The sequence below is a fragment of the Streptomyces sp. CWNU-52B genome (assembly GCF_047444975.1).
In the GTDB taxonomy this organism is placed as follows: Bacteria; Actinomycetota; Actinomycetes; order Streptomycetales; family Streptomycetaceae; genus Streptomyces.
In genome coordinates this window covers 157,265-182,595 of sequence record NZ_JBLFJV010000021.1, presented here as the reverse complement: position 1 = coordinate 182,595, position 25,331 = coordinate 157,265, and the positions used below count along the sequence as shown (strand labels likewise).

The 25,331-nt window shown below is 72.5% G+C and carries 23 protein-coding genes; 15 read left to right on the top strand and 8 right to left on the bottom strand.

What is annotated here, in order from left to right; genetic code table 11:
* Positions 1–2 precede the first annotated feature (2 nt).
* The 3 genes from ACLVWQ_RS21735 to ACLVWQ_RS21725 are packed head-to-tail and all read left to right on the top strand — an operon-like array spanning position 3 to position 1,290.
* Positions 3–791 (top strand): GvpL/GvpF family gas vesicle protein, encoded by a 789-nt coding sequence (locus ACLVWQ_RS21735; protein ID WP_414110750.1) that lies wholly within the window; start codon positions 3–5, stop codon positions 789–791.
* Positions 788–976: a gas vesicle protein gene (locus tag ACLVWQ_RS21730; protein ID WP_414110749.1), complete on the top strand. Its 189-nt coding sequence runs from the start codon at positions 788–790 to the stop codon at positions 974–976. The genes ACLVWQ_RS21735 and ACLVWQ_RS21730 overlap by 4 nt, the downstream gene beginning before the upstream one ends.
* Positions 973–1,290, top strand: a complete 318-nt coding sequence (locus ACLVWQ_RS21725; RefSeq protein ID WP_414110748.1) for a gas vesicle protein K — start codon at positions 973–975, stop codon at positions 1,288–1,290. Before ACLVWQ_RS21730 ends, ACLVWQ_RS21725 begins: the two co-directional genes overlap by 4 nt.
* A 46-nt stretch (positions 1,291–1,336) precedes the next feature.
* Here ACLVWQ_RS21725 and ACLVWQ_RS21720 read toward each other — a convergent pair whose 3' ends face one another.
* The 3 genes from ACLVWQ_RS21720 to ACLVWQ_RS21710 all read right to left on the bottom strand — a co-directional run bounded on the left by ACLVWQ_RS21720 (position 1,337) and on the right by ACLVWQ_RS21710 (position 4,950).
* Complete coding sequence (locus ACLVWQ_RS21720; protein ID WP_414110747.1) at positions 1,337–2,329, bottom strand: aldo/keto reductase; 993 nt, start codon at positions 2,327–2,329, stop codon at positions 1,337–1,339.
* Positions 2,330–2,529: 200 nt separating this feature from the next.
* Complete coding sequence (locus ACLVWQ_RS21715; RefSeq protein WP_414110746.1) at positions 2,530–3,339, bottom strand: class I SAM-dependent methyltransferase; 810 nt, start codon at positions 3,337–3,339, stop codon at positions 2,530–2,532.
* A gap of 120 nt (positions 3,340–3,459) precedes the next feature.
* Positions 3,460–4,950 (bottom strand): bifunctional phosphatase PAP2/diacylglycerol kinase family protein, encoded by a 1,491-nt coding sequence (locus ACLVWQ_RS21710; protein ID WP_414110745.1) that lies wholly within the window; start codon positions 4,948–4,950, stop codon positions 3,460–3,462.
* An 81-nt stretch (positions 4,951–5,031) separates the two neighbouring features.
* Here ACLVWQ_RS21710 and ACLVWQ_RS21705 point away from each other — a divergent pair, with 81 nt between their 5' ends.
* A complete protein-coding gene (locus tag ACLVWQ_RS21705) occupies positions 5,032–6,651 on the top strand; it encodes an ABC-F family ATP-binding cassette domain-containing protein (protein ID WP_414110744.1) in 1,620 nt (539 codons plus the stop codon).
* Between the two features lie 68 nt (positions 6,652–6,719).
* Here ACLVWQ_RS21705 and ACLVWQ_RS21700 read toward each other — a convergent pair whose 3' ends face one another.
* Positions 6,720–7,277: a type 1 glutamine amidotransferase domain-containing protein gene (locus tag ACLVWQ_RS21700; RefSeq protein WP_414110743.1), complete on the bottom strand. Its 558-nt coding sequence runs from the start codon at positions 7,275–7,277 to the stop codon at positions 6,720–6,722.
* A 318-nt stretch (positions 7,278–7,595) separates the two neighbouring features.
* Between ACLVWQ_RS21700 and ACLVWQ_RS21695 the strand changes: the two genes are divergently transcribed.
* Both ACLVWQ_RS21695 and ACLVWQ_RS21690 read left to right on the top strand, forming a co-directional pair.
* The gene (locus ACLVWQ_RS21695; protein WP_414110742.1) at positions 7,596–8,408 is read left to right on the top strand and encodes a hypothetical protein; all 813 of its coding nucleotides are present in this window, start codon (positions 7,596–7,598) and stop codon (positions 8,406–8,408) included.
* Between the two features lie 40 nt (positions 8,409–8,448).
* A complete protein-coding gene (locus ACLVWQ_RS21690) occupies positions 8,449–9,666 on the top strand; it encodes an aminotransferase class I/II-fold pyridoxal phosphate-dependent enzyme (protein WP_414110851.1) in 1,218 nt (405 codons plus the stop codon).
* 156 nt (positions 9,667–9,822) lie between these two features.
* Here the strand turns inward: ACLVWQ_RS21690 and ACLVWQ_RS21685 are convergent, their stop codons facing one another.
* On the bottom strand, positions 9,823–10,452 hold the full coding sequence (locus tag ACLVWQ_RS21685; RefSeq protein WP_414110740.1) for a DedA family protein: 630 nt from the start codon (positions 10,450–10,452) through the stop codon (positions 9,823–9,825).
* Entirely contained in the window at positions 10,449–11,288 is an 840-nt protein-coding gene (locus ACLVWQ_RS21680) for an MBL fold metallo-hydrolase (RefSeq protein WP_414110738.1), read from the bottom strand. The genes ACLVWQ_RS21685 and ACLVWQ_RS21680 overlap by 4 nt, the downstream gene beginning before the upstream one ends.
* Positions 11,289–11,373: 85 nt before the next feature.
* On the opposite strand from ACLVWQ_RS21680, the gene ACLVWQ_RS21675 reads away from it, so the two are divergent.
* The 6 genes from ACLVWQ_RS21675 (at position 11,374) to dnaK (ending at position 19,993) form a co-directional block, all read left to right on the top strand.
* Complete coding sequence (locus tag ACLVWQ_RS21675) at positions 11,374–11,799, top strand: hypothetical protein (protein ID WP_414110737.1); 426 nt, start codon at positions 11,374–11,376, stop codon at positions 11,797–11,799.
* A 389-nt stretch (positions 11,800–12,188) separates the two neighbouring features.
* The gene (locus tag ACLVWQ_RS21670) at positions 12,189–14,279 is read left to right on the top strand and encodes an alkaline phosphatase family protein (RefSeq protein WP_414110735.1); all 2,091 of its coding nucleotides are present in this window, start codon (positions 12,189–12,191) and stop codon (positions 14,277–14,279) included.
* Between the two features lie 250 nt (positions 14,280–14,529).
* Positions 14,530–15,591 carry an ATP-binding protein gene (locus ACLVWQ_RS21665; RefSeq protein ID WP_414110734.1) on the top strand — a complete coding sequence of 354 codons (1,062 nt, stop codon included), beginning with the start codon at positions 14,530–14,532 and terminating at the stop codon, positions 15,589–15,591.
* A 31-nt stretch (positions 15,592–15,622) separates the two neighbouring features.
* Complete coding sequence (locus ACLVWQ_RS21660; protein WP_414110733.1) at positions 15,623–17,431, top strand: DUF2201 family putative metallopeptidase; 1,809 nt, start codon at positions 15,623–15,625, stop codon at positions 17,429–17,431.
* A gap of 75 nt (positions 17,432–17,506) precedes the next feature.
* Positions 17,507–17,932, top strand: coding sequence for an OsmC family protein (locus ACLVWQ_RS21655; RefSeq protein ID WP_414110732.1), 426 nt, complete (start codon positions 17,507–17,509; stop codon positions 17,930–17,932).
* A 171-nt stretch (positions 17,933–18,103) separates the two neighbouring features.
* A complete protein-coding gene (gene dnaK, locus ACLVWQ_RS21650) occupies positions 18,104–19,993 on the top strand; it encodes a molecular chaperone DnaK (protein WP_414110731.1) in 1,890 nt (629 codons plus the stop codon).
* Positions 19,994–20,133: 140 nt separating this feature from the next.
* Here the strand turns inward: dnaK and ACLVWQ_RS21645 are convergent, their stop codons facing one another.
* Together ACLVWQ_RS21645 and ACLVWQ_RS21640 are read right to left on the bottom strand one after the other, a co-directional pair.
* The gene (locus ACLVWQ_RS21645; protein ID WP_414110729.1) at positions 20,134–20,997 is read right to left on the bottom strand and encodes a helix-turn-helix domain-containing protein; all 864 of its coding nucleotides are present in this window, start codon (positions 20,995–20,997) and stop codon (positions 20,134–20,136) included.
* Between the two features lie 132 nt (positions 20,998–21,129).
* On the bottom strand, positions 21,130–22,044 hold the full coding sequence (locus ACLVWQ_RS21640; RefSeq protein WP_414110728.1) for a helix-turn-helix domain-containing protein: 915 nt from the start codon (positions 22,042–22,044) through the stop codon (positions 21,130–21,132).
* Between the two features lie 120 nt (positions 22,045–22,164).
* Here ACLVWQ_RS21640 and ACLVWQ_RS21635 point away from each other — a divergent pair, with 120 nt between their 5' ends.
* From ACLVWQ_RS21635 to ACLVWQ_RS21625, 3 genes are all read left to right on the top strand, one after another.
* Positions 22,165–22,470, top strand: coding sequence for a 4a-hydroxytetrahydrobiopterin dehydratase (locus tag ACLVWQ_RS21635; RefSeq protein WP_414110727.1), 306 nt, complete (start codon positions 22,165–22,167; stop codon positions 22,468–22,470).
* Between the two features lie 8 nt (positions 22,471–22,478).
* Positions 22,479–23,297 (top strand): class I SAM-dependent methyltransferase, encoded by an 819-nt coding sequence (locus ACLVWQ_RS21630; RefSeq protein WP_414110850.1) that lies wholly within the window; start codon positions 22,479–22,481, stop codon positions 23,295–23,297.
* Positions 23,298–23,390: 93 nt separating this feature from the next.
* The gene (locus tag ACLVWQ_RS21625; RefSeq protein WP_414110726.1) at positions 23,391–25,262 is read left to right on the top strand and encodes a rhamnogalacturonan lyase; all 1,872 of its coding nucleotides are present in this window, start codon (positions 23,391–23,393) and stop codon (positions 25,260–25,262) included.
* Positions 25,263–25,331 lie beyond the last annotated feature (69 nt).

Genomic DNA, 25,331 nt, shown 5'->3' with positions numbered 1-25,331 from the left:
GGATGACCAGCGGTCTGCGCTACGTCTACGCCGTCTGCCGCCCGTTCGGCACGCCCCTGCCGGCCCAGCTGACGGGGGTGGCAGGGGTGCCGCCCAAGCAACTGGTCCACCATGACCTGGCCGCCGTCGTCGGCCACGTGTCGGAGGGGGACTTCGCCGAGGAGGCGCTGCGCGCCCATCTGGAGGACCTGGACTGGCTCGGCGCGACCGCGCGGGCCCACCAGAACGTGATCGACGCGCTCACCGTCGTCACCTCGCCGCTGCCGCTCCGGCTGGCCACCGTGTTCCGCGACGACAGCGGCGTCCGGGCGATGCTGGAGCAGCGGGAGAGGGCCTTCCTGCGCACCCTCGACCGGCTCGACGGCCGGGTCGAATGGGGGGTGAAGGTGTACTCGGACCCCGCGGACGCCTCCGGGGACGCGGGTACGGGTCCGGTCTCGGCTCCGGCTTCCTCTCCCGGGAGGAGCCGACCTGGGCGCGACTACCTGCGGCAGCGGCGTGATCGGCGTCAGGAGCACGAGGAGAAGTGGGAGCGGGCCGAGCGGTTCGCGCGCCGGCTCCACGAGTCCCTTTCCGGATACGCGGAGGACACCCGGATCCACGCGCCGCAGAACGCGGCGCTCTCCCACGAGCCCGGCCGGAACATCCTGAACGCCGCCTATCTGGTGCCGCGTGCGGAGTCCGAGGCGTTCGTGGAACGGGTGGACCGTACGAAGGGCGACGCCAGTGGGCTGCGGGTCGAGCTGACCGGCCCCTGGGCGGCCTACTCGTTCAGCGGGGAGGACACATGACGGTCGTGGAGCACCGGGAGGTGGCTCTGGTCGACCTGCTCGACCGGCTGCTCGCGGGCGGGGTCGTCATCACCGGTGACCTCACCCTGCGGATCGCGGACGTCGATCTCGTACGCATCGATCTGAACGCCCTCATCAGCTCGGTGAACGAGCGGGTTCCGGCACCCTGGGGAGACCCGCGGTGAGCGGGGACGGGATCGGCGGGGACGGGGTCGGCGGGCCGTCCGGGCGCGGCCGTCTCGACCTCGAACCGGACACCGTCGAGCGGGACTTGGTGAAGCTCGTGCTGACCGTGGTGGAACTGCTACGGCAGTTGATGGAGCGGCAGGCCGTGCGCCGGTTCGACACCGGGGATCTGACAGAGGATCAGGAGGAGCGGATCGGCCTCACGCTGATGCTCCTGGACGACCGGATGGCCGAGCTGCGGGACCGCTACGGGTTGCGGCCGGAGGACCTGAACCTGGACCTGGGGCCACTGGGCCCGCTGCTGCCCCGGTGAGCTGGGTGAGGCCGGGCAGGCCCAGGAGGACGGGGAACTGCTCCGGCTAACCCCGAGCGACCTCAGCGGTGTGCGCGGGGGTGTAGCGCTCGCCCGTCACCAGGTCGCTCAGCGGGTCCAGCGCGGCCAGTGCCTCGGCGTCCAGGGTGAGCTCCAGCGCGGCCGCGTTCTGCTCCAGCCGGGCCGGGCTGCGGGTGCCCGGAATGGCCGCCACCGCCACCCCGAGCCGCTCGGTCTGGGCGTACACCCAGGCCAGCGCCACCTGGGCCGGGGTGGCGTCCAGTCGGTCGGCCACCTCGCGCACGGTCCGCGCGATCTTCTCGTTGGCCTCGCCCGCTTCGCCTGCGAAGCGGGGGTTGGTGCGCCGGAAGTCCTTCTCGCCCAGTGTGGAGCGGTCCAGGCCGCCGGTCAGGAACCCCCGCCCCAGCGGCGCGTACGGCACCAGCCCGACCTCCAGCTCGGCCATCACCGGGGTGACCGCCTCGACGTCGCGGGTCCACAGCGAGTACTCGCTCTGCACCGCGGTGATCGGGTGCACCGCGTGCGCCCGGCGCAGCAACTCGCCGTCGACCTCGGACAGGCCCAGGCGGCGGACCTTGCCCGCCTCGACCAGCTCGGCCATCGCCCCGACGGTCTCCTCGATCTCCACGTCCTGGGGCGGGCGGTGGGCGTAGTACAGGTCGATCACCTCGACGCCCAGCCGCAGCAGCGAGGCGTCGCAGGCGCGCAGCACGTAGTCCCGGGCACCGCGGATGCGGCGTGACCGGTCGCCGGCGCTGCGGTCGATACCGAACTTGGTGGCCAGCTGCACCTGGTCCCGGCGGCCGTGGACGGCCCGGCCCACCAGCACCTCGTTGTGCCCGGTGCCGTAGGCGTCGGCGGTGTCCAGGAACGTGATGCCCAGCTCCAGGGCCCGGTCGATGGTGGCCAGGCCGCCGTCCCAGTCGGCGGCGCCGTAGCTCTCGCTCATCCCCATGCACCCCAGACCCATCGCGCTGACGGTGAGACCGGGCGAGCCGAGCGTGGTTCGGGTGATCATGCGCGGATACTCCTCCTGCCCGGCGGACCGGGCGCTACGTCGAGGGCTGACGAACGCCTCCGACGCTAGGAGCTGGAGCGCGCTCGAAGTCAAGCCGGAGGACCGGCCCCGCACCATCGCTGCATCCCGGGACCACGTTCACGGCCGCTGTCACCGGCGCGGCCGATCTGCCGGCCCGCGGACGAACACCCCGGCCGGGACTACTTGCGGCACAGGATCTCTCCGTGCAGGACGGAGAACCAGGCGTCCTCCTGCCGTCCCCACACCCGCCAGGCCTCCGCGACCGCGTCGAGCTGCGCCGCGGTCGCGTGGCCGCCCTCCGTCGCGCGCTGCGCGTAAGCGGAGGCGACCGTACGGTCCGCCCACAGGCCGCTCCACCAGGCGCGCTCCTCGGCGGTGGAGTAGCACCAGGTCCCCGCCGAGGCCGTGATGTCCTCGAACCCGGCCTCCAGCGCCCAGGACTTCAGACGCCGTCCGGCGTCCGGCTCGCCCCCGTTGGCGCGGGCCACCCGCCGGTACAGGTCGAGCCAGTCGTCCATGCCGGGGGAGAGCGGGTACCAGGTCATCGCCGCGTAGTCCGAGTCCCGGACGGCGACGATGCCGCCGGGCTTCGTCACCCGGTACATCTCCCGCAGCGCCTGTACCGGGTCGCCCACGTGCTGGAGGACCTGGTGGGCGTGGACGACGCAGAAGCTGTCGTCGGGATGGTCCAGCGCGTGGACGTCCGCGACGGCGAACTCGACGTTCCGCAGGCCGCGTTCGGCGGCCGTGGCGCGCGCCTGGTCCAGGATGCCGGGCGCGTGGTCGACACCGGTCACCCGGCCGTCCGGGACCAGTGCGGCGAGGTCGGCGGTGATGGTGCCGGGACCGCAGCCGATGTCCAGGATCCGCATGTGGGGCTTGAGCGAACCGAGGAGGTAGGCCGCCGAGTTGGCGGCCGTGCGCCAGGTGTGCGAGCGCAGCACGGACTCGTGGTGGCCGTGCGTGTAGACGGCGGTCTCCTTCGGCATGGCGGCATCCCCTTCACTCGTACCGGACCCCGCGGAACGGGGCCGCGGCGGATACGGGTCAAGCTACGCCGCCATGTCGAAGTATGAGACCTGTGTCTTGCCATGCGGACTGACAGGCTGTCAGCGAGGTGTGCCCGGCCGGTACACCGTCAGGGCCCGCGGGAGCTTCTGGAGCGTCACATCGCCCTCCACCGTGATGACTTCACCGTCGTAGGCGAGCAGCGTGCCCGGCTCGACGCCCTGTACCCGCAGTCCGCTGACGCTGACCGCCGAGTGCGAGGACGAACGGGTCAGCGGTCCCGCGGCGGCCGCGGCGAACAGCCGCAGAGCGGGGAACCGGCCGCCGTGCACGACCCGCACGTCGAAGCGGCCGTCCGCGAGGTCGTGGCGGCGGGCGGGGAGCGGCCCCGTCCGGTGGTAGGTGCCGTTCCCGGCGAACAGGAGCCACAGCGGGCGCCCCTTGCCGTCGACCTCGGCCCGCAGCGGATGCCGGCCGGCCCGCACGACCCGCAGCGTCGCGACCACTCCGGCCGGCCAGCCGCCGATCCGCTTGGACCAGCGGTCCCGCTCGCGCACCAGCTCCGGATAGACACCCAGGCTGCACGTGTTCAGGAAGTAGCCCTCCTGGTCACCGGCGGAGAACCGGCCCACGTCCACCCGGACGGCCTCGCCCGCCGCCAGGGCACGGCTCAGGCCGCGTACGTCCTCCACGCCCAGGTCCTTGGCGAAGTGGTTGAGCGTGCCGCCGGGCAGCACGGCGAGCGGCAGGTCCCGGCGCAGGGCCACCGTGGCGGCCGCGTTCACCGTGCCGTCGCCGCCGCACACCCCCAGCACCTCCGCCCGGGTCGCGGCCTTCTCCAACTCGGCGATCAGGTGGGCCGGTTCACACTCCACGACCTCGGCGAGCGGCAGGGCGTCGGCTATGGCGCGCATCCGGTCCGAGGTGCCGGCCGCCTGGTTGACCACGAGCACCAGGCCCTCGCCGTCCCGCAGGGCGGGCACGTCCGCGTGCGGCCGGCCCGGGAGCGGCAACTGGTCACGGGTCGGCACGAGAGCGCGTACCGCGAAGGCCGTGCCCACACCGAACGCCGCCCCGGCGAGCACGTCGCTCGGGAAGTGCGCGCCCGTGTAGATCCGGGACAGGGCCACCGCGGCGGCCACCGGCGCCACCACCGCGCCGAGCGGGCCGGACTCCAGCGCGACACCCGTCGCGAAGGCCGCCGCGGACGCCGAGTGACCCGAGGGGAAGGAGGTGGTGATCGGCTGCCGCTTCAGCTGCCGTATCGCCGGTACGGCGTCCAGCCGGGGGCGCGGGCGGCGTACCGAGCGCTTGCCCACCGTGTTGATCGTGGCCGAGGCCAGGGCGAGCGAGGCGACCCCGCGCACGGCCGCGCGCCGCGCCCGCGGTGAGCGGGTCGCCGCGAGGGCCGCCGCCGCGCCGAACCACAGCAGCCCGTGGTTGGCGCTGCGGCTCAGCCTCGGCAGCAGCGGGTCGGCACCCGGCCAGTGCCGGGCCGCGACCGCCTCGAAGAGGCGGAGGTCCACGGCCATCAGCCGGTCGAGCAGGGCGTGTCCTGGCCCCGTGGCGGTGAGGTCTACTTCAACGGTCATGCTCCATCGTCTACCCCAGCGGGCCCCTGCCTCGCATATCGGTTTGCTCCGGCGCCCTCCGCCCACGGACAATGCGCGACCATGGGACATCTCGAAGCCGCGCACCTGGAGTACTACCTTCCCGACGGGAGGGCGCTGCTCGGCGACGTCTCCTTCCGGGTGGGCGAAGGGGCCGCGGTGGCGCTCGTGGGGCCCAACGGCGCCGGGAAGACGACCCTGCTGCGGCTCATCTCGGGCGAGCTGAAACCGCACGGCGGCACCGTCACGGTGAGCGGCGGACTCGGTGTGATGCGCCAGTTCGTGGGCTCCGTGCGGGACGAGACCAGCGTGCGCGACCTGCTCGTGTCGGTGGCCCAGCCCCGGATCCGCGAGGCGGCACGAGCCGTGGACCTCGCCGAGCACGCCATCATGACCGTCGACGACGAGGCCGCGCAGATGCAGTACGCGCAGGCTCTGTCGGACTGGGCCGAGGCCCAGGGGTACGAGGCCGAGACGCTCTGGGACGTCTGCACCATGGCCGCGCTCGGCGTGCCCTACGACACGGCGCAGTTCCGCGAGGTGCGGACCCTGTCGGGCGGTGAGCAGAAGCGGCTCGTCCTGGAGGCGCTGCTGCGCGGCTCCGACGAGGTGCTGCTCCTGGACGAGCCGGACAACTATCTCGACGTCCCCGGCAAGCGCTGGCTGGAGGAGCGGCTGCGGGAGACCCGTAAGACCGTGCTGTTCGTCTCCCACGACCGGGAACTGCTCGCCCGCTCCGCCGAGAAGATCGTCAGCGTGGAGCCGGGCCCGGCAGGCGCCGACGCCTGGGTGCACGGCGGCGGCTTCGCCACGTACCACGAGGCCCGCCGCGAGCGCTTCGCGCGCTTCGAGGAGCTGCGGCGGCGCTGGGACGAGAAGCACGCCCAGCTCAAGAAGCTGGTGCTCAATCTGCGCCAGGCGGCCTCCATCAGCCATGAGCTGGCGTCGCGCTACCACGCCGCGCAGACCAGGCTGCGCAAGTTCGAGGAGGCCGGACCGCCGCCCGAGCCGCCGCGCGAACAGGACATCACGATGCGCCTGCACGGCGGCCGCACCGGCGTACGGGCCGTGACGTGCGAGGGGCTCGAACTGACGGGCCTGATGCGCCCCTTCGACCTGGAGGTCTTCTACGGCGAACGGGTCGCCGTGCTCGGCTCGAACGGCTCGGGCAAGTCGCACTTCCTGCGGCTCCTCGCGGGCGGCGAGGTGGCGCACTCGGGGAAGTGGAAGCTCGGCGCGCGGGTCGTGGCCGGCCACTTCGCGCAGACCCACGCGCACCCCGAGCTGGAGGGGCGCGTCCTGCTCGACATCCTGTGGAGCGAGCACGCCCAGGACCGCGGCGCGGCGATGTCCCGGCTGCGGCGGTACGAGCTGACGCACCAGGCGGAGCAGCGGTTCGACCGGCTCTCGGGCGGCCAGCAGGCCCGCTTCCAGATCCTCCTGCTGGAACTGGAGGGCTCCACGGCCCTGCTCCTCGACGAGCCCACCGACAACCTCGACCTGGAGTCGGCCGAGGCCCTCCAGGAGGGTCTTGAGGCCTATCAGGGAACGGTGCTGGCCGTCACCCACGACCGGTGGTTCGCTCGCGCGTTCGACCGCTATCTGGTGTTCGGCAGCGACGGCCGAGTGCGGGAGACGACGGAGCCGGTCTGGGACGAGCGACGGGTCGAACGGGTCCGGTAGCGCCTCGCGGGCCGGTCAGGGCCGGGGTGGGCCAGGTCGGGTCGGGTCGGCCTCAGCCGGGTCGGGCTCTAGGCCTGGTTCCGGGGCCGGCTCCGGGACTGGAACACGGGGACGAACGCCTCGCAGAACGCCTTGAGGTCGTCCGGCTTGCGGCTGGTGACGAGGGTCGAGGGGCCCGCGTCGCAGACCACCACCTGCTCGTCGACCCAGGTACCGCCGGCGTTACGGATGTCGGTGCGCAGGCTCGGCCACGAGGTGAGCGTACGGCCGCGGACCACGTCGGCCTCGATGAGCGTCCACGGGGCGTGGCAGATCGCGGCGACGGGCCGGCCCTGCGCGAAGAAGTCGCCGATGAACGACACCGCCCGCTCGTCCGTGCGCAGCGCGTCGGGATTGGCCACGCCGCCCGGGAGGACCAGGCCGTCGAAGGAGTCGGCCGAGGCCTCGCCCACGACCTGCCGCACCGGGAACACGTCCGCCTTGTCGAGATGGTCGAACGCCTGGATCTGTCCATGCTCGGTCGACAGCAGCACGGGTTCGCCACCCGCGGTGCGGACGGCGTTCCAGGGGTCGGTGAGTTCGATCTGCTCGACGCCCTCCGGCGCCATCAGAAACGCGATACGCATGAGGTTTCCGGTCCTTTCCGTCCTGTGCCCGGCTCTGCTTCCCGTGTGTGTCGCGCAGGCCGCCCGTAGCGGCCCGGAGTACCCCTGAGACGGCGGCCCAAGCGTCGTTCCCCGATGTTCCGGCGCGGATGCGGGTGCGGGCGGGCTCCCGTCACCCGCTCGGGCGTCCGCATGGCACGAATGGTGTCCGGCCGCGCGCGCCTTGGCCGTGGGCGGGCTCTGATGGGCTGCGGGGCACCGCCTGCCGGCCGTGCCCCGCCTCCGGCGCCGCACACGGGCGTGGGGGTCCCCGCCGACGGCCGAAGGAGACCGAGCCCCATGCCGCTGAGCCGTACCGCTCGCGCACTGTCCGCCACCGCCTTCACCACCCTCGTACTCGGCACCGCCGCGACGGCCGCGACCGCGAACTCGGGGGCCGAGGTCAGCCCGCGCACGGTGGCGCCCGGCGGCAGCGTCACCGTCTCCGTCACCTGCGCGTCGACCGGCGGGAACCCGCCCGGGACCATCGAGGCCGCCTCCCGGGCCTTCGAGCACGGCAGCGTGCGCCTGCACAGGACCGGACACAGGACCGGGCCGGGGCCCGGTGCTGGTTCCGGTTTCGGTTCCGGGCACGAGGAGGACCCCGCGGGACCTGACGACCCGATGGGGGCCGACATCCCGACCGTCCCGACGGCCGAGGACGAGCCGATGGCCCTCGACGACGCGACGGCGCCGGAGGACCCGGGACCGGACGAGGGACCGTCGGGTGCCGACGAGCTGGGGGGCCAGGACGATCCGGCGGGCAAGGAGAAGCCGGGGGGCGACGTCACCTACAGCGGCACCGCCCGTATCGCCTCCGCCGCGCACGTGGCGAAGGGCGGGCCCGACGCGGTCGGAGGGGCGTCGGAGTGGAGTGTCGACGGAGTCTGCCCCGGGGAGCACGGCGGCGAGAGGAAGAAGTGGAGCGCGTCCTTCACGGTGTCCCCGGACGACTCCCACGGCACGGGGGACCGGCACGGGGTGCACGCCGGTGAGGGGGGCACCTTCAACGACTCCACGATCGCCCTCGTGTCCGGCGGAGTCCTCATCGCGGGCGCGCTCGGCGCCGCCGCCCACCGGCTGCGCCACCGCGGGGAGACCTGGACCGGTTGACTCGGCGAAGGTCCACGGACAGGGGATGGGAGGCACACCGATGCGGCGGACCGCTCCGGAAGGGCACGGACCTGTCCGCTACGGCCCGCCCCTCCCGGGCCACGGCCTGCCCCTGCTGCCCGGACTGGCCGCCGCCGCGACGGGCGCGCACACCGAGCCGACCGGCGGGGGCCCCGCGCTCCTGGACGCCGCCTGCGGCTACTGGGCCCGGCGCGGTCTGCCCGTCGACCGCGACCGGACCGTGGCGGCCCCCGGCGCACCCGCCCTGCTCCTCGCACTGACCGCCGCGCTCGGCGGTGACGTGCTGGTGCCCCGGCCCTGCGCGGCCTGGTGGTCGCCCCAGGCCCGCCTGCTGGGCAGCTCCGTCTTCCCCGTGGCGACGCCCGCCGAGTGCGGCGGACTCCCGGACCCGTACGCCCTCCTGGAGACCGTGCGGCGGGTGCGGGCCGAGGGCGGTGACCCGCGGCTGCTCGTCCTGTCCGTGGCCGACGACCCCACCGCCACCGTCGCGCCGCCCGAAGTGGTCCACGAGACCATGGAGGCCGCCGCGGGCGAGGGGCTGCACGTGGTCAGCGACGAGACCTGGCGCGACACGTTGCACGAACCGAGGGACACCGTGCTGCTCAGTCCCGCCGAGATGCTCCCCGGGCGGGTCACCGTCCTGACCGACCTCTCCGGTCCCTTCCTCCCGGCGGGCTGGCCCGCCGCCGTCGCCAGGTTCCCCGCCGGCGACACCGGTACGGAGCTGCGTGAGCGGGTGCTGGACGTCCTCACCGCGCTCGGCGCGCGTGTCGCCGCGCCGGTCGCCGGGGCGGCGGCGTACGCGCTCGGTGAGCCCGACGAGATCACGCGTCGGCTCGGTGCGTCCGTACGGCTGCACGCGGGGGTGGCTGCCGCCGTGTACCGGGTTCTCGTCACGGCGGGTGCGCTGGTCCGGCCCCCGCGGGCGGGGCGTCATCTGTACGCCGACCTCGGTCCGTTGCGGTCCGGGCTCGGTGCGTTCGGGGTCGGTGACGCGCAGGAGCTGGAGGACTTCCTCAGTGGCCGGCTGGGTATGCCGGCCCCGGGCGGGCATCGGTTCGGGGACGATCTCGGGGCGCTGCGGGTGCGGTTGGGGACCGGGGCGTTTCTCGGGGCGACCGGTGAGGAGCGCGGGGTGTCTCTGATGGCGCCGGAGCCGTTGGTGCTGCCGCATGTGGAGGGTGGGTTGCGTCTGTTGGGGGCGACGTTCGACTTGCTGGGCGGTGGGGCTCGGTGAGTGGGGGTGGGTGGGGCGCCGTTGTCCGTCGGGTGCGGGCCGGTGGGGGCTTGTCGCGCAGTTCCCCGCGCCCCTGAAAGATCGCGCCGTTCCCCGCCGGCCGGAGTGAAAGGTTGCGCTGTTCCCCGCGGCCCCGTGAGGGAAACGCTGCGGTGTCTAGCGGGGTGTGGTGTTTCGGGCTTTGCGCCACAGGGTGGGGGTCACGCTGACTGCCACGGTCAGGAGTACCGCCGCCACCACGCCCTCCCACGGTTCCTCGAACAGGGAGCCGCCGAGTACGCCGATGAGCTGGTACGTCGCGGCCCATGCCAGGCAGGCCGGGCCGTTCCCGTGGGCGAACCGGCGTACCGGCCACTTCGCCATCAGACAGGCGAGCATCACCGGGATACGCCCCGCGGGGACCAGCCGGGACAGCACCAGTACCGCGACCCCGTGGTCGGCGAGCTTCTCCTGGGCCTGGGCCAGCCGGTCCTCGGGCGCGCGGTCGCGTATCGCCGCGAGCCAGCGCGAGCCGTTCTTCGACTTCATGCCGCGCCGGCCGAGCCAGTACAGCGCGATGTCCCCGAGGAAGGCGGCCACCGACGCCACCACGAAGACCATCGCCATCGCGAAGGGCGCCGTCTGGTGGACGGCCACCACCGCCGCCGAACTCACCAGCGCACCGGTCGGGATCACCGGCACCAGCGCACCGAACAGCACCAGCAGGAACAGCGACGGATAGCCGAGGGCCTGCTGCGTGGCCTCCGTCGGCACGCTCGTGACCGCGGCGGCGAGCACATGTCTCACCGGGTCTCGCCCTCCCGCCCGTCGTCGCCCCGGTCGGCCGGCGCGTCCTCAGAGGTAGAGCGGTACCCCGCGATCTTCGGTCGCACACGTTCGCCGTGGTCGAGCCGGTGCACCGTCACACCGGGCGCACGCAAGGCGGACAGGCGCACGAACTCGGCACCTGGTGCATGGAATTCATGGGGGCGCACGGAATCCAGGCCGATGGGCCAGTACGTGCCGTAGTGCACCGGCACCGCGCTCTGCGGCCGCAACAGGGCCAGCGCGTCGGCGGCCCGGCCCGCGTCCAGGTGCTCCTCGCCCAGGTGCGGCCCCCAGCCGCCGACCGGCAGCAGGGCCACGTCGACCGGTCCCACCTCCTCGGCCATCGTGTCGAACAGGCCCGTGTCCCCGGCGAAGTACGTGCGGGACTCGCCCTCGATCACATAGCCGAGGGCGGGCGCGCGATGCGGTCCGATCGGCAGCCGCCGTCCGTCGTGCCGAGCGGAGACGACCCGTACGACCAGGTCACCGACCTTGACCCGGTCGCCGGGCGACACCTCGATGAGCCGCAGATGGCCGAGCCTGCGCAGTCCGGGCACCGCGCGCCGGGCGCCCCGCGGCACCAGCAGCAGGGTGTCCGGGGCGAGCCGGGACAGCGAGGGCACGTGCAGATGGTCGGCGTGCAGATGCGAGACGAGCGTCACATCGGCCACCGCCGCCTCGGCAGTCGGCGGCGCTCCCCGGCGTCTGTGCAGATGCGCGAGCCGGCGCGCGAAGAGGGGGTCGGTGAGCACGCGCACTCCCGAATCCTCGACCGTGCAGGTGGCGTGACCCCACCAGGTGATCTCCACCGGCACTCCTTTGCCTCCTCCGCGCGACTCCCCCCGACCCTACGGGCAGGAGTAGGGTCGGCGGCGAAACCCGGAGGTGAGGGGGGACGCCATGGGAGACGCACACCGTGCCTCCGGCATGCTTCGCGTGACGACGATCGCCAGCCTGACTCCGCTGGAGGAGCTGGACGCGGACCCCTTCCTCGTGGACTCGCGCAGTCAGCACGCCATGTGCGCGCACTGGGCGGCCGAGCGGGGTTACGTGGTCACCCGGGAGCTGCTCCTGCGGGGGTTACGGCCCGACCACTGTGCCCTCTGGGAGGACGCCGAGGCCGGTCTCGTGGATCTGTTCGTCGCGCCCAGCCGCCGGGTTCTGGAGCGCGCGCTCGCCTCGGTCGACGCGTTCACCGCTGAGTGCGCCCGGCGGGGCGTGCGGGTGGAGACGGTCGGGCACGCGGAACCGGCGTACGACGCGCAGATGAAGGCGCGGGTCCATCGTCGGCTGTCGATGCCGACGGCGGGGTACGACGGCCGCTGAGCGCTCCGCGCGGGTCGGCAGGTTTTGAAGGGTGCCGTTGGTTGATCGGCAGGGGGCGGTCGGCGTGTGTGCTGCCTGTCGAGGCGGGGTGGGTCTCCCTGAACCGGGCGCCGGGCGTCGGCGGGCGTGGGTGGGTGCGGGCCGGTGGGGGCTTGTCGCGCAGTTCCCCGCGCCCCTAGAAGATTGCGCAGTTCCCCGCGCCCCTGAAAGGTTGCGCAGTTCCCCGCGCCCCTGAAAGGTTGCGCCGTTCCCCGCGTCCCTGAGAGGTTGCGCCGTTTCCCCGGGCTCTGGAAGGTTGCGCCGTTCCCTGCGCTTCTGAGGGGTGCCTGGCCTCCGTGGGTGTTGTGGCAGGGTGGGTGCTGGTTTGTCGGTAGGAGGGTGGGTGTGACGTGGGCGAAGAACGATGGCGGAGGGCGGGCAGCGCGCTCTGGCGGAGCGTCGCCGTATGGGCGGTGTCCACGGTCACCATGCTGGTGCTCGCCGGAATCCTGCCCGACTTCAGGCTCCAGTCCGCCGACGGGGACAGCGCCACCCGGATCGCCGCCACCGCCGCGCTCGGCGCCGGAGCCTTCGGTGTGCTGTCCGCCGTCGTGTGGCCCGTCCTCGTCCGTGCCCTCCTCCTCGTCCCGGCCCTCGTCCTCGGCGTCCTCGTCTTCTTCCTGAACGGCTCGCTCCTTCTCCTGGCCCTGCGCCTGGACCCCTCCGGACAGAGCACCGCCGCCCCGGAGACCGCCGTGGTGGTCGCCGCGGTGATGTCGGCGGTCGCCTCGGCCACCGGCGGCGCGCTCGCCGTGCGGGACGACGACGCCTACCGGCGCAGGCTGTACCGGCTCTCCGACCGCCGCCGCAGACAGGCACCCCCGACCGGAGTCCTGTCGAGTCCCGGCACGGTCTTCCTCCAGTTCGACGGGGTCGGCCACGACGTGCTCGTGGACGCGGTCGGACGCGGCCTCATGCCCACCGTGGCCGCCTGGCTGGGCCACGGCGAGGGCCGCACCACCCACCGGCTCACCCCGTGGCGCACCGACTGGTCGAGCCAGACCGGCGCCAGCCAGCTCGGCATCCTGCACGGCTCCAACCACGACGTCCCCGCCTTCCGCTGGTACGAGAAGGACACCCAGGAGATCGTCGTCTGCAACCGGCCCTCCAGTGCCGCCGAACTCCAGCGCCGGGCCGTCGAACGCACCGGCGACGGCGGCCTGCTCACCCTGGACGGCGCCAGCCGCGGCAACCTCTTCAGCGGCGGCGCCGAGCAGCTCGCCCTGGTGCTCTCCGTGGCCGCCAGGCGGGGCCGGGACAACCGCTCCCGGGCCGGCTACTTCGCGTACTTCTCCGACCCGGCCAACGCGGTCCGCACCGCCATGTCGTTCGTGGCCGACGTCGGCCGTGAGATCGGCGAGTCCACCCGGGCCCGCCTCAAGAAGCGCCGCCCGCGCGTCGGCAGGGGCGGCCTGTACCCGTTCATCCGTGCCTTCGCGACCGTCGTCGAGCGGGACGTCGTCGTCGCGGCGGTGATCGGCGACATGTTCGCCGGACGCGCCTCCGTCTACGCGGACCTGGTCGCGTACGACGAGGTGGCCCACCACTCCGGCCCGCGCAGCAAGGACGCCGAGAAGGTCCTGCGACGCCTGGACCGCTCGCTGGCCCTGATCGCGCAGGTCGCCGAGCACGCCCCGCGCGCCTACCGCCTCGTCCTGCTCTCCGACCACGGCCAGAGCCCCGGCGAGACCTTCCGCACCCGGTACGGGCTCGGCCTCGGCGAGCTGGTCCGGGCCGGCTGCGGGCTGCCGGTGCCCCGCAAGGCCCGGCGCACCCACAGCGGCGCCGAGGCCAGGGCCGCCGTACGGGCCGCGCTGCGCAGGCCCGTCGAGGAGGTCGGCGAGCAGTACCACCCGACCCTGCCCCCGTCGGAACCCGTCGTGCTGGCCTCCGGCAACCTGGGCCTGGTGTCCTTCCCGGACGTGCCGCACCGGATGAGCCGCGAGGAGATCGACGCGCGGCATCCGGCGCTGCTGACCACCCTCGCCAACCATCCCGGGGTCGGGTTCGTGCTCGTGCGCAGCGAGGAGCACGGCGGGCTCGTGCTCGGGGCGCACGGCGCGGAGATCCCGCTGGACGAACTCGACGAGAACCCCGGCCCGCTCGCGGACTTCGGTCCGGGCGCCGCCGACGCCGTACGCCGCACGCACTCGTTCCCGCATGTCGCGGACATCATGGTGAACTCCTGGTACGACCCCGAGGAGGGTGAGGTCCTCGCCTTCGAGGAGCAGATCGGGTCGCACGGCGGACTCGGCGGCGAACAGGGACGGCCCTTCCTGATGTCGCCGCTCACGCTGTCCGCGCCGGTCCGGTCCGGCGAGGCCACGGAGGAACTGGTCGGCGCCGAGCAGGTGCACCAGGTGCTGCGGCGATGGCTCCGGGAGTGCCAGGGCCCACAGATACCGGTGAACCCCGCCCTGGACGATCAGCGGGCGGCCTAGCCGACCGCCGGCCGGGTGGTCCCCGCGACGCTCAGGGGCGAAAAGCCGGGGCGCAGCCCCGCTTCTCAGGGGCGCGGGGAACCGCGCGACCAGCCCCCACACACCCGCGGACACAGAACGTGGGACCGTCGCGCGGTCGAAAATGAGCTGCGGGGCGGGACCCGGGCCGCCCACACTGTCCGGGGCGGACACACGCACCGACGCGCCCGCCCCTCGCAACGCACCCGCAACAACCCTCAGGAGCCGCCGAGTGCAGGCAGCCGTCACCGTCACTCCCGCCCGCATACCGGAACTGCTGCTCGGTCTCGCGACCGTGCGGCCGGTCTTCCTCTGGGGCGCCCCCGGCATCGGAAAGTCCTCCCTGGTCAGGGAGTTCGCCGAGTCGCTCGGGCTGGAGTGCGTGAGCCTGCTGGGTACGCAGCTGGCCCCGGAGGACCTCATCGGCGTACCCCAGATCCGGGACGGCCGCTCGGTCTTCTGCCCGCCGGAGGCGATCGCCCGCGACGAGCCGTACTGCCTGTTCCTCGACGAGCTCAACGCGGCGACACCGGACGTCCAGAAGGCCTTCTACTCGCTGATCCTCGACCGCCGCATCGGCAACTACGAGCTGCCGGCCGGCTCGATCGTCATCGGCGCGGGCAACCGCTCCACCGACAACGCGCTGGCCCGCCCGATCGCGTCGGCCCTGGTCAACCGCCTCACGCACGTACACCTCGAAGCCTCGTCGAAGGACTGGCTGGTGTGGGCGGCGAACAACGACATCCACCCGTGGGTGCTCGACCACCTCACCGACCGGCCCGACCACCTGTGGTCCAAGCCGCCGAAGACCGAGGAGCCGTTCTCCACCCCCCGCTCCTGGCACATGCTCTCCGACGCCCTGCGCTCCTTCGGACCCACGCTCGACGAGCCGACGCTCAAGGTCATCGCGCACGGCACGCTGACCCCCGCCCATGCGGTCGCCTTCTGCGGCTATGTGAAGATCGTCCGCAGCCGGTACGGCATCGAGGCGATCATCAAGGGCGACGCCCGCTGGCCGCACCGCCTGGAGGACCGCGACCTGCTGTACTACCTCGCCGAGTCGTTCCGCGGCCGCCTCGTCAAGGAGCTGCCCGCCAGCAAGGAGCACGCCTCGGCGAACGGCCGGGAGACCGCGTACCGCGCCAAGTCGCTGCTCGTGCAGCTCGCCGAGATATCGGTGGAGGTCGCGCAGAGCGTCATCGCCTCGGACGAGGACGGCAACCCCGTGCTGCCCGCCTGGTTCCTGGTCGAGGCGGCCCGCGACATGCCGCGACTGGTGGAGGCCCGCAGGTGAGCGCGGTGTCCGGCCAGGGAGAGGGGCCGCGATGAGCCGTACGGGCAAGCAGCCGCGGCGCAAGAAGGACCTGGCCGCGGAGGCGTTCGCCGAGGGGATGCGGCTGGTGCGGGCCAACCGCGCGCTGGCCGCCATCGGGTTCAGCGTCTGCCGTCAGGAGGAGTGCGAGAAGTCCCCCCGGGACGGGCTCGTCCGCGTCGACTCCGACGGCGTACTGCACGCGCATCCGACGCGCCGCGCCGACCCGGTCGAGTGGGCCTGGGCGCTCGCGCACGCCGCCCTCCACCTCGGCTTCGGCCACGTCCCGGCGCACAAGGACGCGCGGGAGCAGCCCGACAGCTTCGACATCGCCGCCCGGTGCGTCGTCGTCAACCGCTTCCTGCTCGGCTTCCCCATCGGTCTGACCCCCGCGGACCTGCCGATGTCGTACCCCGACGGCGACGAGGAGCAGCTCGCCGCGCGCTGGCGGCGGGCCGGCGCCGGTGTCCCCGCCGTGTACGAGCGCTGCGGCACCGCGGGCGGTGAGCCGGACCAGGTGCTGGTGCCGTGGGACACCTGGCAGGGCGGCGCCGCGCCGGACTGGCAGCTCGCCTTCGCGCACGCGCTGACGCGCACCGTGTCCACCGCGCTGGACCTGGCGGGCGGCCGGCGCGACTCGATGCGCGGGGGCCTCACCCGGCTCCAGCCGTGGGAGCGGGCACTGAGCTGGTTCGTGTCCTCGTACCCGCTGCTCGGCGGGGTCGCGGCCGGCATCACGGTCGTCGCGGACGCCGAACTCGCCCGCGCGCACGGCATCTCCGTCGCCGCGGTCGACCCGGAGGCCGCCGAGATCTACATCAACCCGCTGCGCCGGTTCGAGGACGAGGAGTGGCGGTTCGTCCTCGCCCACGAGATGCTGCACGCCGCGCTGCGCCACGGCGACCGCTGCGGCCCCCGCGACCCGTACCTCTTCAACGTCGCCTGCGACTACGTCGTCAACGCCTGGCTGGTGGAGATGCAGGTCGGCACGGCGCCCGAAGGGCTGCTGTACGACAAGGAGCTGGCGGACCTCTCGGCCGAGGAGGTCTACGACCGGCTCGCCACCGACCCGCGCCGCCACCGACGGCTCGCCACCCTGCGCGGCAAGGGTGTGGGAGACGTCCTCGGCGGCCCCCTCGGCCCGCCCCGCGACTGCGTCGACCTCGACGAGTTCTACCGTCGCGGCCTCGCCCGGGGCCTCGACCTGCACGAGCGGCAGGAGCGCGGATATCTGCCCGGCGGACTCGTCCAGGAGATCCGCGCGCTCAGCCATCCGCCGCTGCCCTGGGACGCCCGGCTGGCGCGCTGGTTCGACGAGTTCGTGCCGCGCCCCGAGCCGCTGCGGCCCTACGCGCGTCCGTCGCGCCGGCAGGCCGCCACCCCCGACATCCCGCGCGCCGGGCGCTACTTCCCGCCCGAGGAGATCACCCGCTGCACGTTCGGCGTGGTCCTCGACACCTCCGGTTCCATGGACCGCACGCTGCTCGGCAAGGCGCTGGGCGCCATCGCCTCGTACGCCGAGGCCCGGGACGTACCGGCCGCGCGTGTCGTCTTCTGCGACGCGGCCCCGCACGACGCGGGCTTCGTGCCGGTCACCGAGATCGCCGGGCGGGTACGGGTGCACGGCCGCGGCGGTACGGTCCTGCAGCCGGGCGTCGACGTCCTGCACCGGGCGAAGGACTTCCCGGCGGGCGCCCCGGTCCTGATCATCACGGACGGCTACTGCGACGTTCTGCGGGTCCGCCGCGAGCACGCCTACCTGATTCCGCAGGGCTCTTCCCTGCCGTTCACCGCACGGGGGCCGGTCTTTCGCGTGCGGTGAGCCCGAGGGTGACCCGAGTGTGATCGGATGGTGCCACGGACCCCGGAACCGGGACCTCGTCGAAAGGGAATCATCGTGGCAACAACGCGCTCCGCACACACCGTCTGGGAAGGCAACCTGCTCGAGGGCAACGGCGTCGTCACCTTCGACTCCTCCGGCATCGGCGAGCAGCCGGTGTCGTGGCCGTCGCGCGCCGAGAAGGCGAACGGCAAGACCAGCCCCGAGGAGCTGATCGCCGCCGCCCACTCCAGCTGCTTCTCCATGGCGCTCTCGAACGGCCTCGCCGGAGCGGGCACCCCGCCCACCCAGCTCGTCACCTCCGCGGACGTCACGTTCCAGCCGGGTGAGGGCATCACGGGCATCCACCTCACGGTGAAGGGCACGGTGCCGGGCCTCGACAAGGACGGCTTCGCCGCGGCCGCCGAGGACGCCAAGAAGAACTGCCCGGTCAGCCAGGCGCTCACGGGCACGACGATCACGCTCACGGCGGAGCTCGCCTGACATCCGCCCCGGCGACATCCGTCGCCCCGTCGATGCCGCGCCCCCGCACGAGGGCGCGGCATCGTCATGTCCGGTGACCCTTCCGGGTACTGGCGCCCTCGGCCCCATTGACAGAGAGGCACTCAAGTTTTGTGATGGAAGGCGGGAAGGCCTGGGCGGAAGGAGACGGACATGGCACGTGCGGTCGGGATCGATCTCGGTACCACGAACTCGGTGGTGGCCCTTCTGGAGGGAGGCGAGCCCACGGTCGTGACCAACGCCGAGGGCGCCCGCACCACCCCCTCGGTGGTGGCCTTCGCCAAGAACGGCGAGGTGCTCGTCGGCGAGGTGGCCAAACGGCAGGCGGTGACGAACGTCGAGCGCACCGCGCGCTCCGTCAAGCGCCATATGGGGGACCCCGGCTGGCGGTTCCCCGACAGCGGCACGGTCGACGGCACCCGCTACCGCGCGCAGGAACTGTCCGCGCGGGTGCTGCAGAAGCTGAAGCGGGACGCCGAGGCGTATCTCGGCGAGGACGTGTCGGACGCCGTGATCACCGTGCCCGCCTACTTCGACGACACCCAGCGCCAGGCCACCAAGGAGGCGGGTGAGATCGCGGGCCTCAAGGTCCTGCGGATCATCAACGAGCCGACGGCCGCGGCCCTCGCGTACGGCCTGGACCGCGGTGAGGAGCAGACCGTCCTCGTCTTCGACCTGGGCGGCGGCACGTTCGACGTCTCCCTCCTGGAGATCGGCGACGGCGTCATCGAGGTCAAGGCCACCAACGGCGACACCCAACTGGGCGGCGACGACTGGGACCAGCGGATCGTCGAACACCTCGTCAAGCGTTTCAAGGGCACGCACGGGATCGACCTCGGCCAGGACAAGATGGCGCTCCAGCGGCTGCGCGAGGGCGCGGAGAAGGCCAAGATCGAGCTGTCCTCGTCCACCGAGACGACCGTCAACCTGCCCTACATCACCGCCACCGGCGACGGCCCGCTGCACCTCGACGAGAAGCTGACGCGTGCTCAGTTCCAGGAGCTGACGGCCGACTTGCTCGAACGCTGCAAGGTGCCCTTCCACCAGGCGGTCAAGGACGCCGGGGTGAAGCTCTCGGCGGTCGACCACGTCATCCTGGTCGGCGGCTCCACCCGGATGCCCGCGGTGACCGAGGTGGTCAGGGAGCTCACCGGCAAGGACCCGCACAAGGGGGTCAACCCGGACGAGGTCGTGGCCCTCGGCGCGGCGCTCCAGGCGGGCGTCATCCGCGGCGACGTGAAGGACGTCCTGCTGCTCGACGTCACCCCGCTGTCCCTGGGCATCGAGACCAAGGGCGGCATCATGACCAACCTCATCGAGCGCAACACGACGATCCCCACCCGGCGTTCGGAGATCTTCACCACCGCCACGGACAACCAGCCGTCCGTCGGGATCCAGGTCTTCCAGGGTGAGCGGGAGATCGCCGCCTACAACAAGAAGCTGGGTGTCTTCGACCTCACCGGGCTGCCGCCGTCACCGCGCGGGGTGCCGCAGATCGAGGTCGCCTTCGACATCGACGCCAACGGGATCATGCATGTCTCCGCGAAGGACCTGGCCACCGGGCGCGAACAGAAGATGACCGTCACGGGCGGCTCGGCGCTCCCCAAGGACGACATCGACCGCATGATGCGCGAGGCCGAACAGTACGCCGACGAGGACCGCAGCCGCCGCGAGGCCGCCGAGACCCGCAACCAGGCCGAGCAACTCACCTACCAGACCGAGAAGTTCATCCGCGAGAACGACGAACGCGTCCCGGCCGACACGAAGGCGGAGGTCGAGGCCGCGATCGCCGAGGTGCAGACCCTCCTGAACGACCGGGACGGCACCGACACGAACACACTGCGCGCCGGCGTCGAGAAACTCGCCACCGTCAGCCAGAAGATGGGCCAGGCCATGTACGCCCAGGCCCAGCAGTCACCCCCGCAGGAAGGGGAGGGCACGGAGCGGACCAGGGCGGCGGACGAGGACCAGGTGGTCGACGCGGAGATAGTGGACGAGGACAACGAAGCCGAACCCGGCGGCCGACGGGGCGACACGCCCTGACCCGCGACGGCGACCAGCCACGCGCTTGAGGGGCGCGGGGAACTGCGCGCCCGACCCCCGACAACCGTCAGCCGACAGACCACAGCAAGCCCCGAGCCCCGCTCCTCCCACCCTGCGGAGCACCCTGCGGAGCACCCCGCTCAGAAGTCCGCCCGGCGCTCCAGAATCAACTCCTTGGTGCGCTGGGCGGTCGCCGCCCCGGCCGCCATGTGGTCCAGCACCTCCAGATGCGTGCCCACCTCCTTGCGGGAGTCCAGATAGAGCGCTCCGGTCAGGTACTCGGTGTAGACCAGGTCCAGCAGTTCGGGTTCCGGGAAACGGAACAGCACGAAGGGCGCGTACGTCCCCGGGTGCGGGCCGGACGTGAACTCGGCTATCTGCACGGTGATGTGGTCGTTCTCCGCGGCCGCGAGAAGGTGGTCCAACTGGTCGGCCATCACCTCGGAGCGCATGCTGACCGGCCGCTGGAGGACGGTCTCCTCCATGATCACCCATAAGTGGGGCGGTCGATCCCCGGTGAGCAGCTTCTGCCGGGCCATCCGCAGGGACACATGGCGTTCGATCTCCTCGGCCCCGGTCTGCCCGACCGTGCCGGCCTCCAGGACGGCGCGCGCGTAGTCCTCGGTCTGCAGCAGTCCGGGGACGAAGTGCGGCTCGTACGACCGGATGACCGAGGCCGCGCCCTCCAGGCTCACATGCAGGCTGAACCAGTCGGGCAGGACGTCATGGAACCGCTGCCACCAGCCGGGCCGATTGGCCTCCTCGACCAGCCGGACGATCCCCGCGATCTCCTCGTCGGGCACGCCGTACGTCGACAGGAGCACCTGGACGTACGGGACCTTCAGCGTGACCTCGGCCATCTCCATCCGCCGTACGGTCGCACCCGTCACGTGCAGGATCCGGGCGGCCTCGTCCCGCTTCAGGCCGGACGCCTCACGCAGTTCCTGGAGCCGCCTCCCCAACACCACCTGGCCCACCGTCGGCGCCGGACGCCTCTCACTCACCTACGCCTCCCCGAGCGCCGAGCATGGCGAGAAGTGTGCCACGTTCCCACGAAAGCCTCACTGGAACCGAACATGATCCAGGTTTCGCCGTCGCACGGCGGGTGAGACCCCTCCGGCAGGGCCTCAGGAGTGTCAGGACCCCAGCGACCGGAGGTACTTGACCGTCGCCGGGTCGGCCGGCAGGAGTGTCTCGATGGCCAGCTCGGCGACCGTCACATCCATCGGGGTGTTGAACGTGGAGATGGACGAGACGAAGGACAGCACCCGCCCGTCGTGCTCGATCAGCATCGGCAGCGCGAAAGAGGGGACGGAGCCCGGGGACTCCCCGGCGGATGCCGCGGAGCCGGATGACGCGCGTGAGCCGGGTGATCCGGGTGAGCCGGGCGGCGTCGTTGCGGCCGACGGGTGCGGATAGGCCGCGACCTCCTCGTACAGCGCACGCAGTGCCTCCGAGCGGCGCAGGGACATGTCCCGTTCCACCCGGGCCAGCAGATGGCCGCGCCACTCGCGCAGATTGCGGATCCTGGGCGCCAGACCCTCGGGGTGCAGCGTCAGCCGCACCGCGTTCAGCGGCGGAGCGAGCAGATGCTCGGGGACGCCGTCGAGCAGCATCAGCACCCCCCGGTTGGCGGCGACCACGTCGTACGTGGCGTCCACGACCAGCGCCGGATAGGGCTCGTACCCCCGGAGCAGTTGCTCCATCCCCTCGCGCAACGCGTCGAGCGTCGGATCGTCCAGCGGGGTCTGCGGGTAGTGGGGCGCGTAACCGGCCGCCAGCAGCAGGGAGTTGCGCTCCCGCACCGGTACGTCCAGGTGCTCGGCGAGCCGCAGCACCATTTCCTCGCTCGGCCGGGAGCGGCCCGTCTCGACGAAGCTGATGTGCCGCGCCGAGGACCCGGCACGCAGGGCCAGCTCCAGCTGACTCACCCGGCGCCGCTCCCGCCAGCCGCGCAGCAGCGGCCCCACCCCGGTGACGGCGCAGGCGCCGCGCCCGGAGCCGGACTCGGCCCCGGACCCGGACGCGGACGCGGACGTGGCAGCGGTCATGCCCCGACGGTAGTGGATGTACGCCCCCGCCCGCCTGACCAGGGACGGGAGAGCCGGACTGTGGGACGCTGAAGAGATCCGGACACCATGGCCGGACGACACCAGAGAAGGAGCGCGACCATGCCCCTCGAACCGCTGTCGCTGAAGGACATCGAGGACCGGCTCGCGGAACTGCCCGGCTGGTCCCTGGACGGAGAGAGAATCACCCGCTCCTACCGGCTGGACTCGCACTTCGCCGCGGCCGCCCTGGTCGTGCACATCGCGGCGGTGCAGGACGAGCTGGACCACCACGCCGACCTCACCCTCAGCCACCACACCCTCTCCCTCACGGTGAACACGCACAGTGTGGGCGGCGCCGTCACCGAGAAGGACTTCGAGCTGGCCGTCCGGGTCGAGGAGCTCGCCACGGGGCACGGCGCACGGTGAGCCGCCTGGTGTTCGACTACGACAAGGAGGCCGAGCGGTACGACGCGTCCCGGGGCGGCGAACTCCGCGCCGAAGCGGCCGCCGACGCCGTGCTCGGGCTGATCCCCGAAGGCACCGGCACCCTCCTGGACGTCGCCTGCGGCACCGGCATCGTGACCCGCAGGCTCGCCGCGGCCGGTCTCGACGTGACGGGCGCCGACGCGGCGTACGGCATGCTGCGCCGGGCCGCCGCGCGCGTACCGGGTCGTCTCGTCCTCGCCGACACCCGCCAACTCCCCTTCCCCGACACCTCGTTCGACGCCGTCTCGGCGATCTGGCTGCTGCACCTCCTGGACGACGCGGAGCGGGTCGTCGCCGAGGCGGCCCGGGTGCTGCGCCCCGGCGGGGTCTTCGTCACGACCGTCGACAAGGCCGCCTCGCACGACGTGGGCAGCGACATCGACGCCGTGATGGCGCCGCGCCCCCGCCGCACCGCCCGCGACCGCTGCGACCTCGTGGCCACGTACGCCGGCCGGCACGCACTGCTCCCGGCGGGGCGGGCCCGCTTCCGCGGCCGGGGGCAGGGCCGGGCCCCGGCGCGGGCGGCGGCCGACGTGCGGCGCGGCTGGTACACCCTGCTGCCGCCGGGCGCGCCCCTCACCGAGAAGCTCGCCGCCCGCCTGGAACAGCTCCCGGACCAGCATGTCCCGCGCCCGGAACCGGAGTTCGAGCTGCGGGCGTTCCGGAAACCGGGACCGCCGGACGTCCGGCGCCCTACGAACAGCACCGACCGTACGAACAGCACCGACCGCACGAACAGCACCGTACGAGCAGAGACGGACGCGTAGAGAGCGCTTGCTAAAACACGGCAACTCCCGTGTCTCCCGTGGCGACTGAGGTAGCAGAACCCGTCTGCCCCTCTCCCAGGGAGGTACCTCACCGTGCTGCACCCGCATCGCAGACACAGCAGGTCCCGTCTGCTCCTGTCCACCGCGCTCGCCGGCGTCCTCGCCGCCGCCGGACTCACCACGCTCACCGCGTCACCGGCCCAGGCCGCGACCGCGCGCCAGGTCGAGAAACTCGACCGGGGTGTGGTCAGCGTCCACACCGACGCGGGCAACCTGGTCAGCTGGCGCTGGCTCGGCACCGACCCGAACGACGTGTCGTTCAACGTCTACCGGGCGGGCACGAAGGTCAACTCGACCCCGGTCACCGGCTCGACGAACTACTTCCACACCGGCGGGCCCGCCCAGGCCGACTACACGGTCCGCGCGATCGTCGGCGGCGTCGAGCAGAGCGACTCCGTGCACGCGATCCAGTTCCGCACCGGATACAAGGACGTCCCCATCACCCCGCCCGCCGGTGGCACGACCCCCGACGGAGTCGCGTACACCTACGAGGCCAACGACGCCTCGGTCGGTGACCTCGACGGCGACGGCGCGCTCGACTTCGTCCTGAAGTGGCAGCCCACCAACGCCAAGGACAACTCCCAGTCCGGCTACACCGGCAACACCATCATCGACGGGGTCAAGCTCGACGGGACCCGGCTGTGGCGCGTCGACCTCGGGCGCAACATCCGCTCGGGCGCGCACTACACACAGTTCCAGGTGTACGACTACGACGGCGACGGCAAGGCCGAGGTGGCCGCGAAGACCGCCGACGCCACGGTCGACGGGACGGGCGCGGTCATCGGCAGTTCCTCCGCCGACCACCGCAACTCCAGCGGGTACGTCCTCACCGGGCCCGAGTACCTGACCATGTTCAACGGCCAGACCGGCAAGGCCATGGGGACGGTCGACTACGTCCCGGCGCGTGGCACGGTCTCCTCGTGGGGCGACTCGTACGGCAACCGCGTGGACCGATTCCTCGCCGGCACCGCCTACCTGGACGGCGCCCGGCCCTCGCTCATCATGGCGCGCGGCTACTACACGCGCTCCGTGATCGCCGCCTGGGACTGGCGGAACGGGGCCTTCACCCGGCGCTGGACCTTCGACACCAACTCGTCGACCAACACCGGCAGGGGCTTCGACGGCCAGGGCTCGCACAGCCTGTCCGTCGGGGACGTCGACAACGACGGCAAGGACGAGATCGTCTACGGGGCGATGGCCGTCGACGACAACGGCAACGGCCTGTGGACGACGAAGACCGGGCACGGCGACGCCCAGCACCTGGGTGACCTCGACCCGGGCACCTCGGGCCTGGAGTACTTCAAGGTCTCCGAATCCACCTCCCAGCCCGCCGAGTTGTACATCAACCCCGCCAACGGCGCGATCCGCTGGCAGCTCGCCGCCTGCTGCGACAACGGCAGGGGAGTGGCCGGGGACATCTACGCGGGCAACGACGGCGCCGAGGTGTGGTCGGCCTCCGACACGAACATCCGTGACGAGGCGGGCGCCACCAAGGGCCGTGAGCCGTCCTCCGTCAACTTCCTGTCCTGGTGGGACGGGGACACCACGCGTGAACTCCTCGACGGCACCCACATCGACAAGTACGGCACGTCCTCCGACACCCGGCTGCTGACCGGCGCCTCCGTCCACTCCAACAACGGCACCAAGGCGACGCCGGCCCTCTCGGGTGACCTCTTCGGCGACTGGCGCGAGGAGGTGGTCTGGGCGACCAGCGACAACACGGCGCTGCGGATCTACTCCACCCCGACCGAGACCAGCACGAAGATCACGACCCTGCTCCACGACACGATGTACCGCACGGGCATCGCCTGGCAGAACACCGCGTACAACCAGCCCCCGCACCCGAGCTTCTTCATCGGCAACGGCATGCCGACGGCACCGAGGCCCACCGTCTACACCCCGTAGGACGCGCCGGGCGGAACCGCTCAGGACGCCGAGCGCACAAGAAGGGCGCGGGCCAGGCAGGCCCGCGCC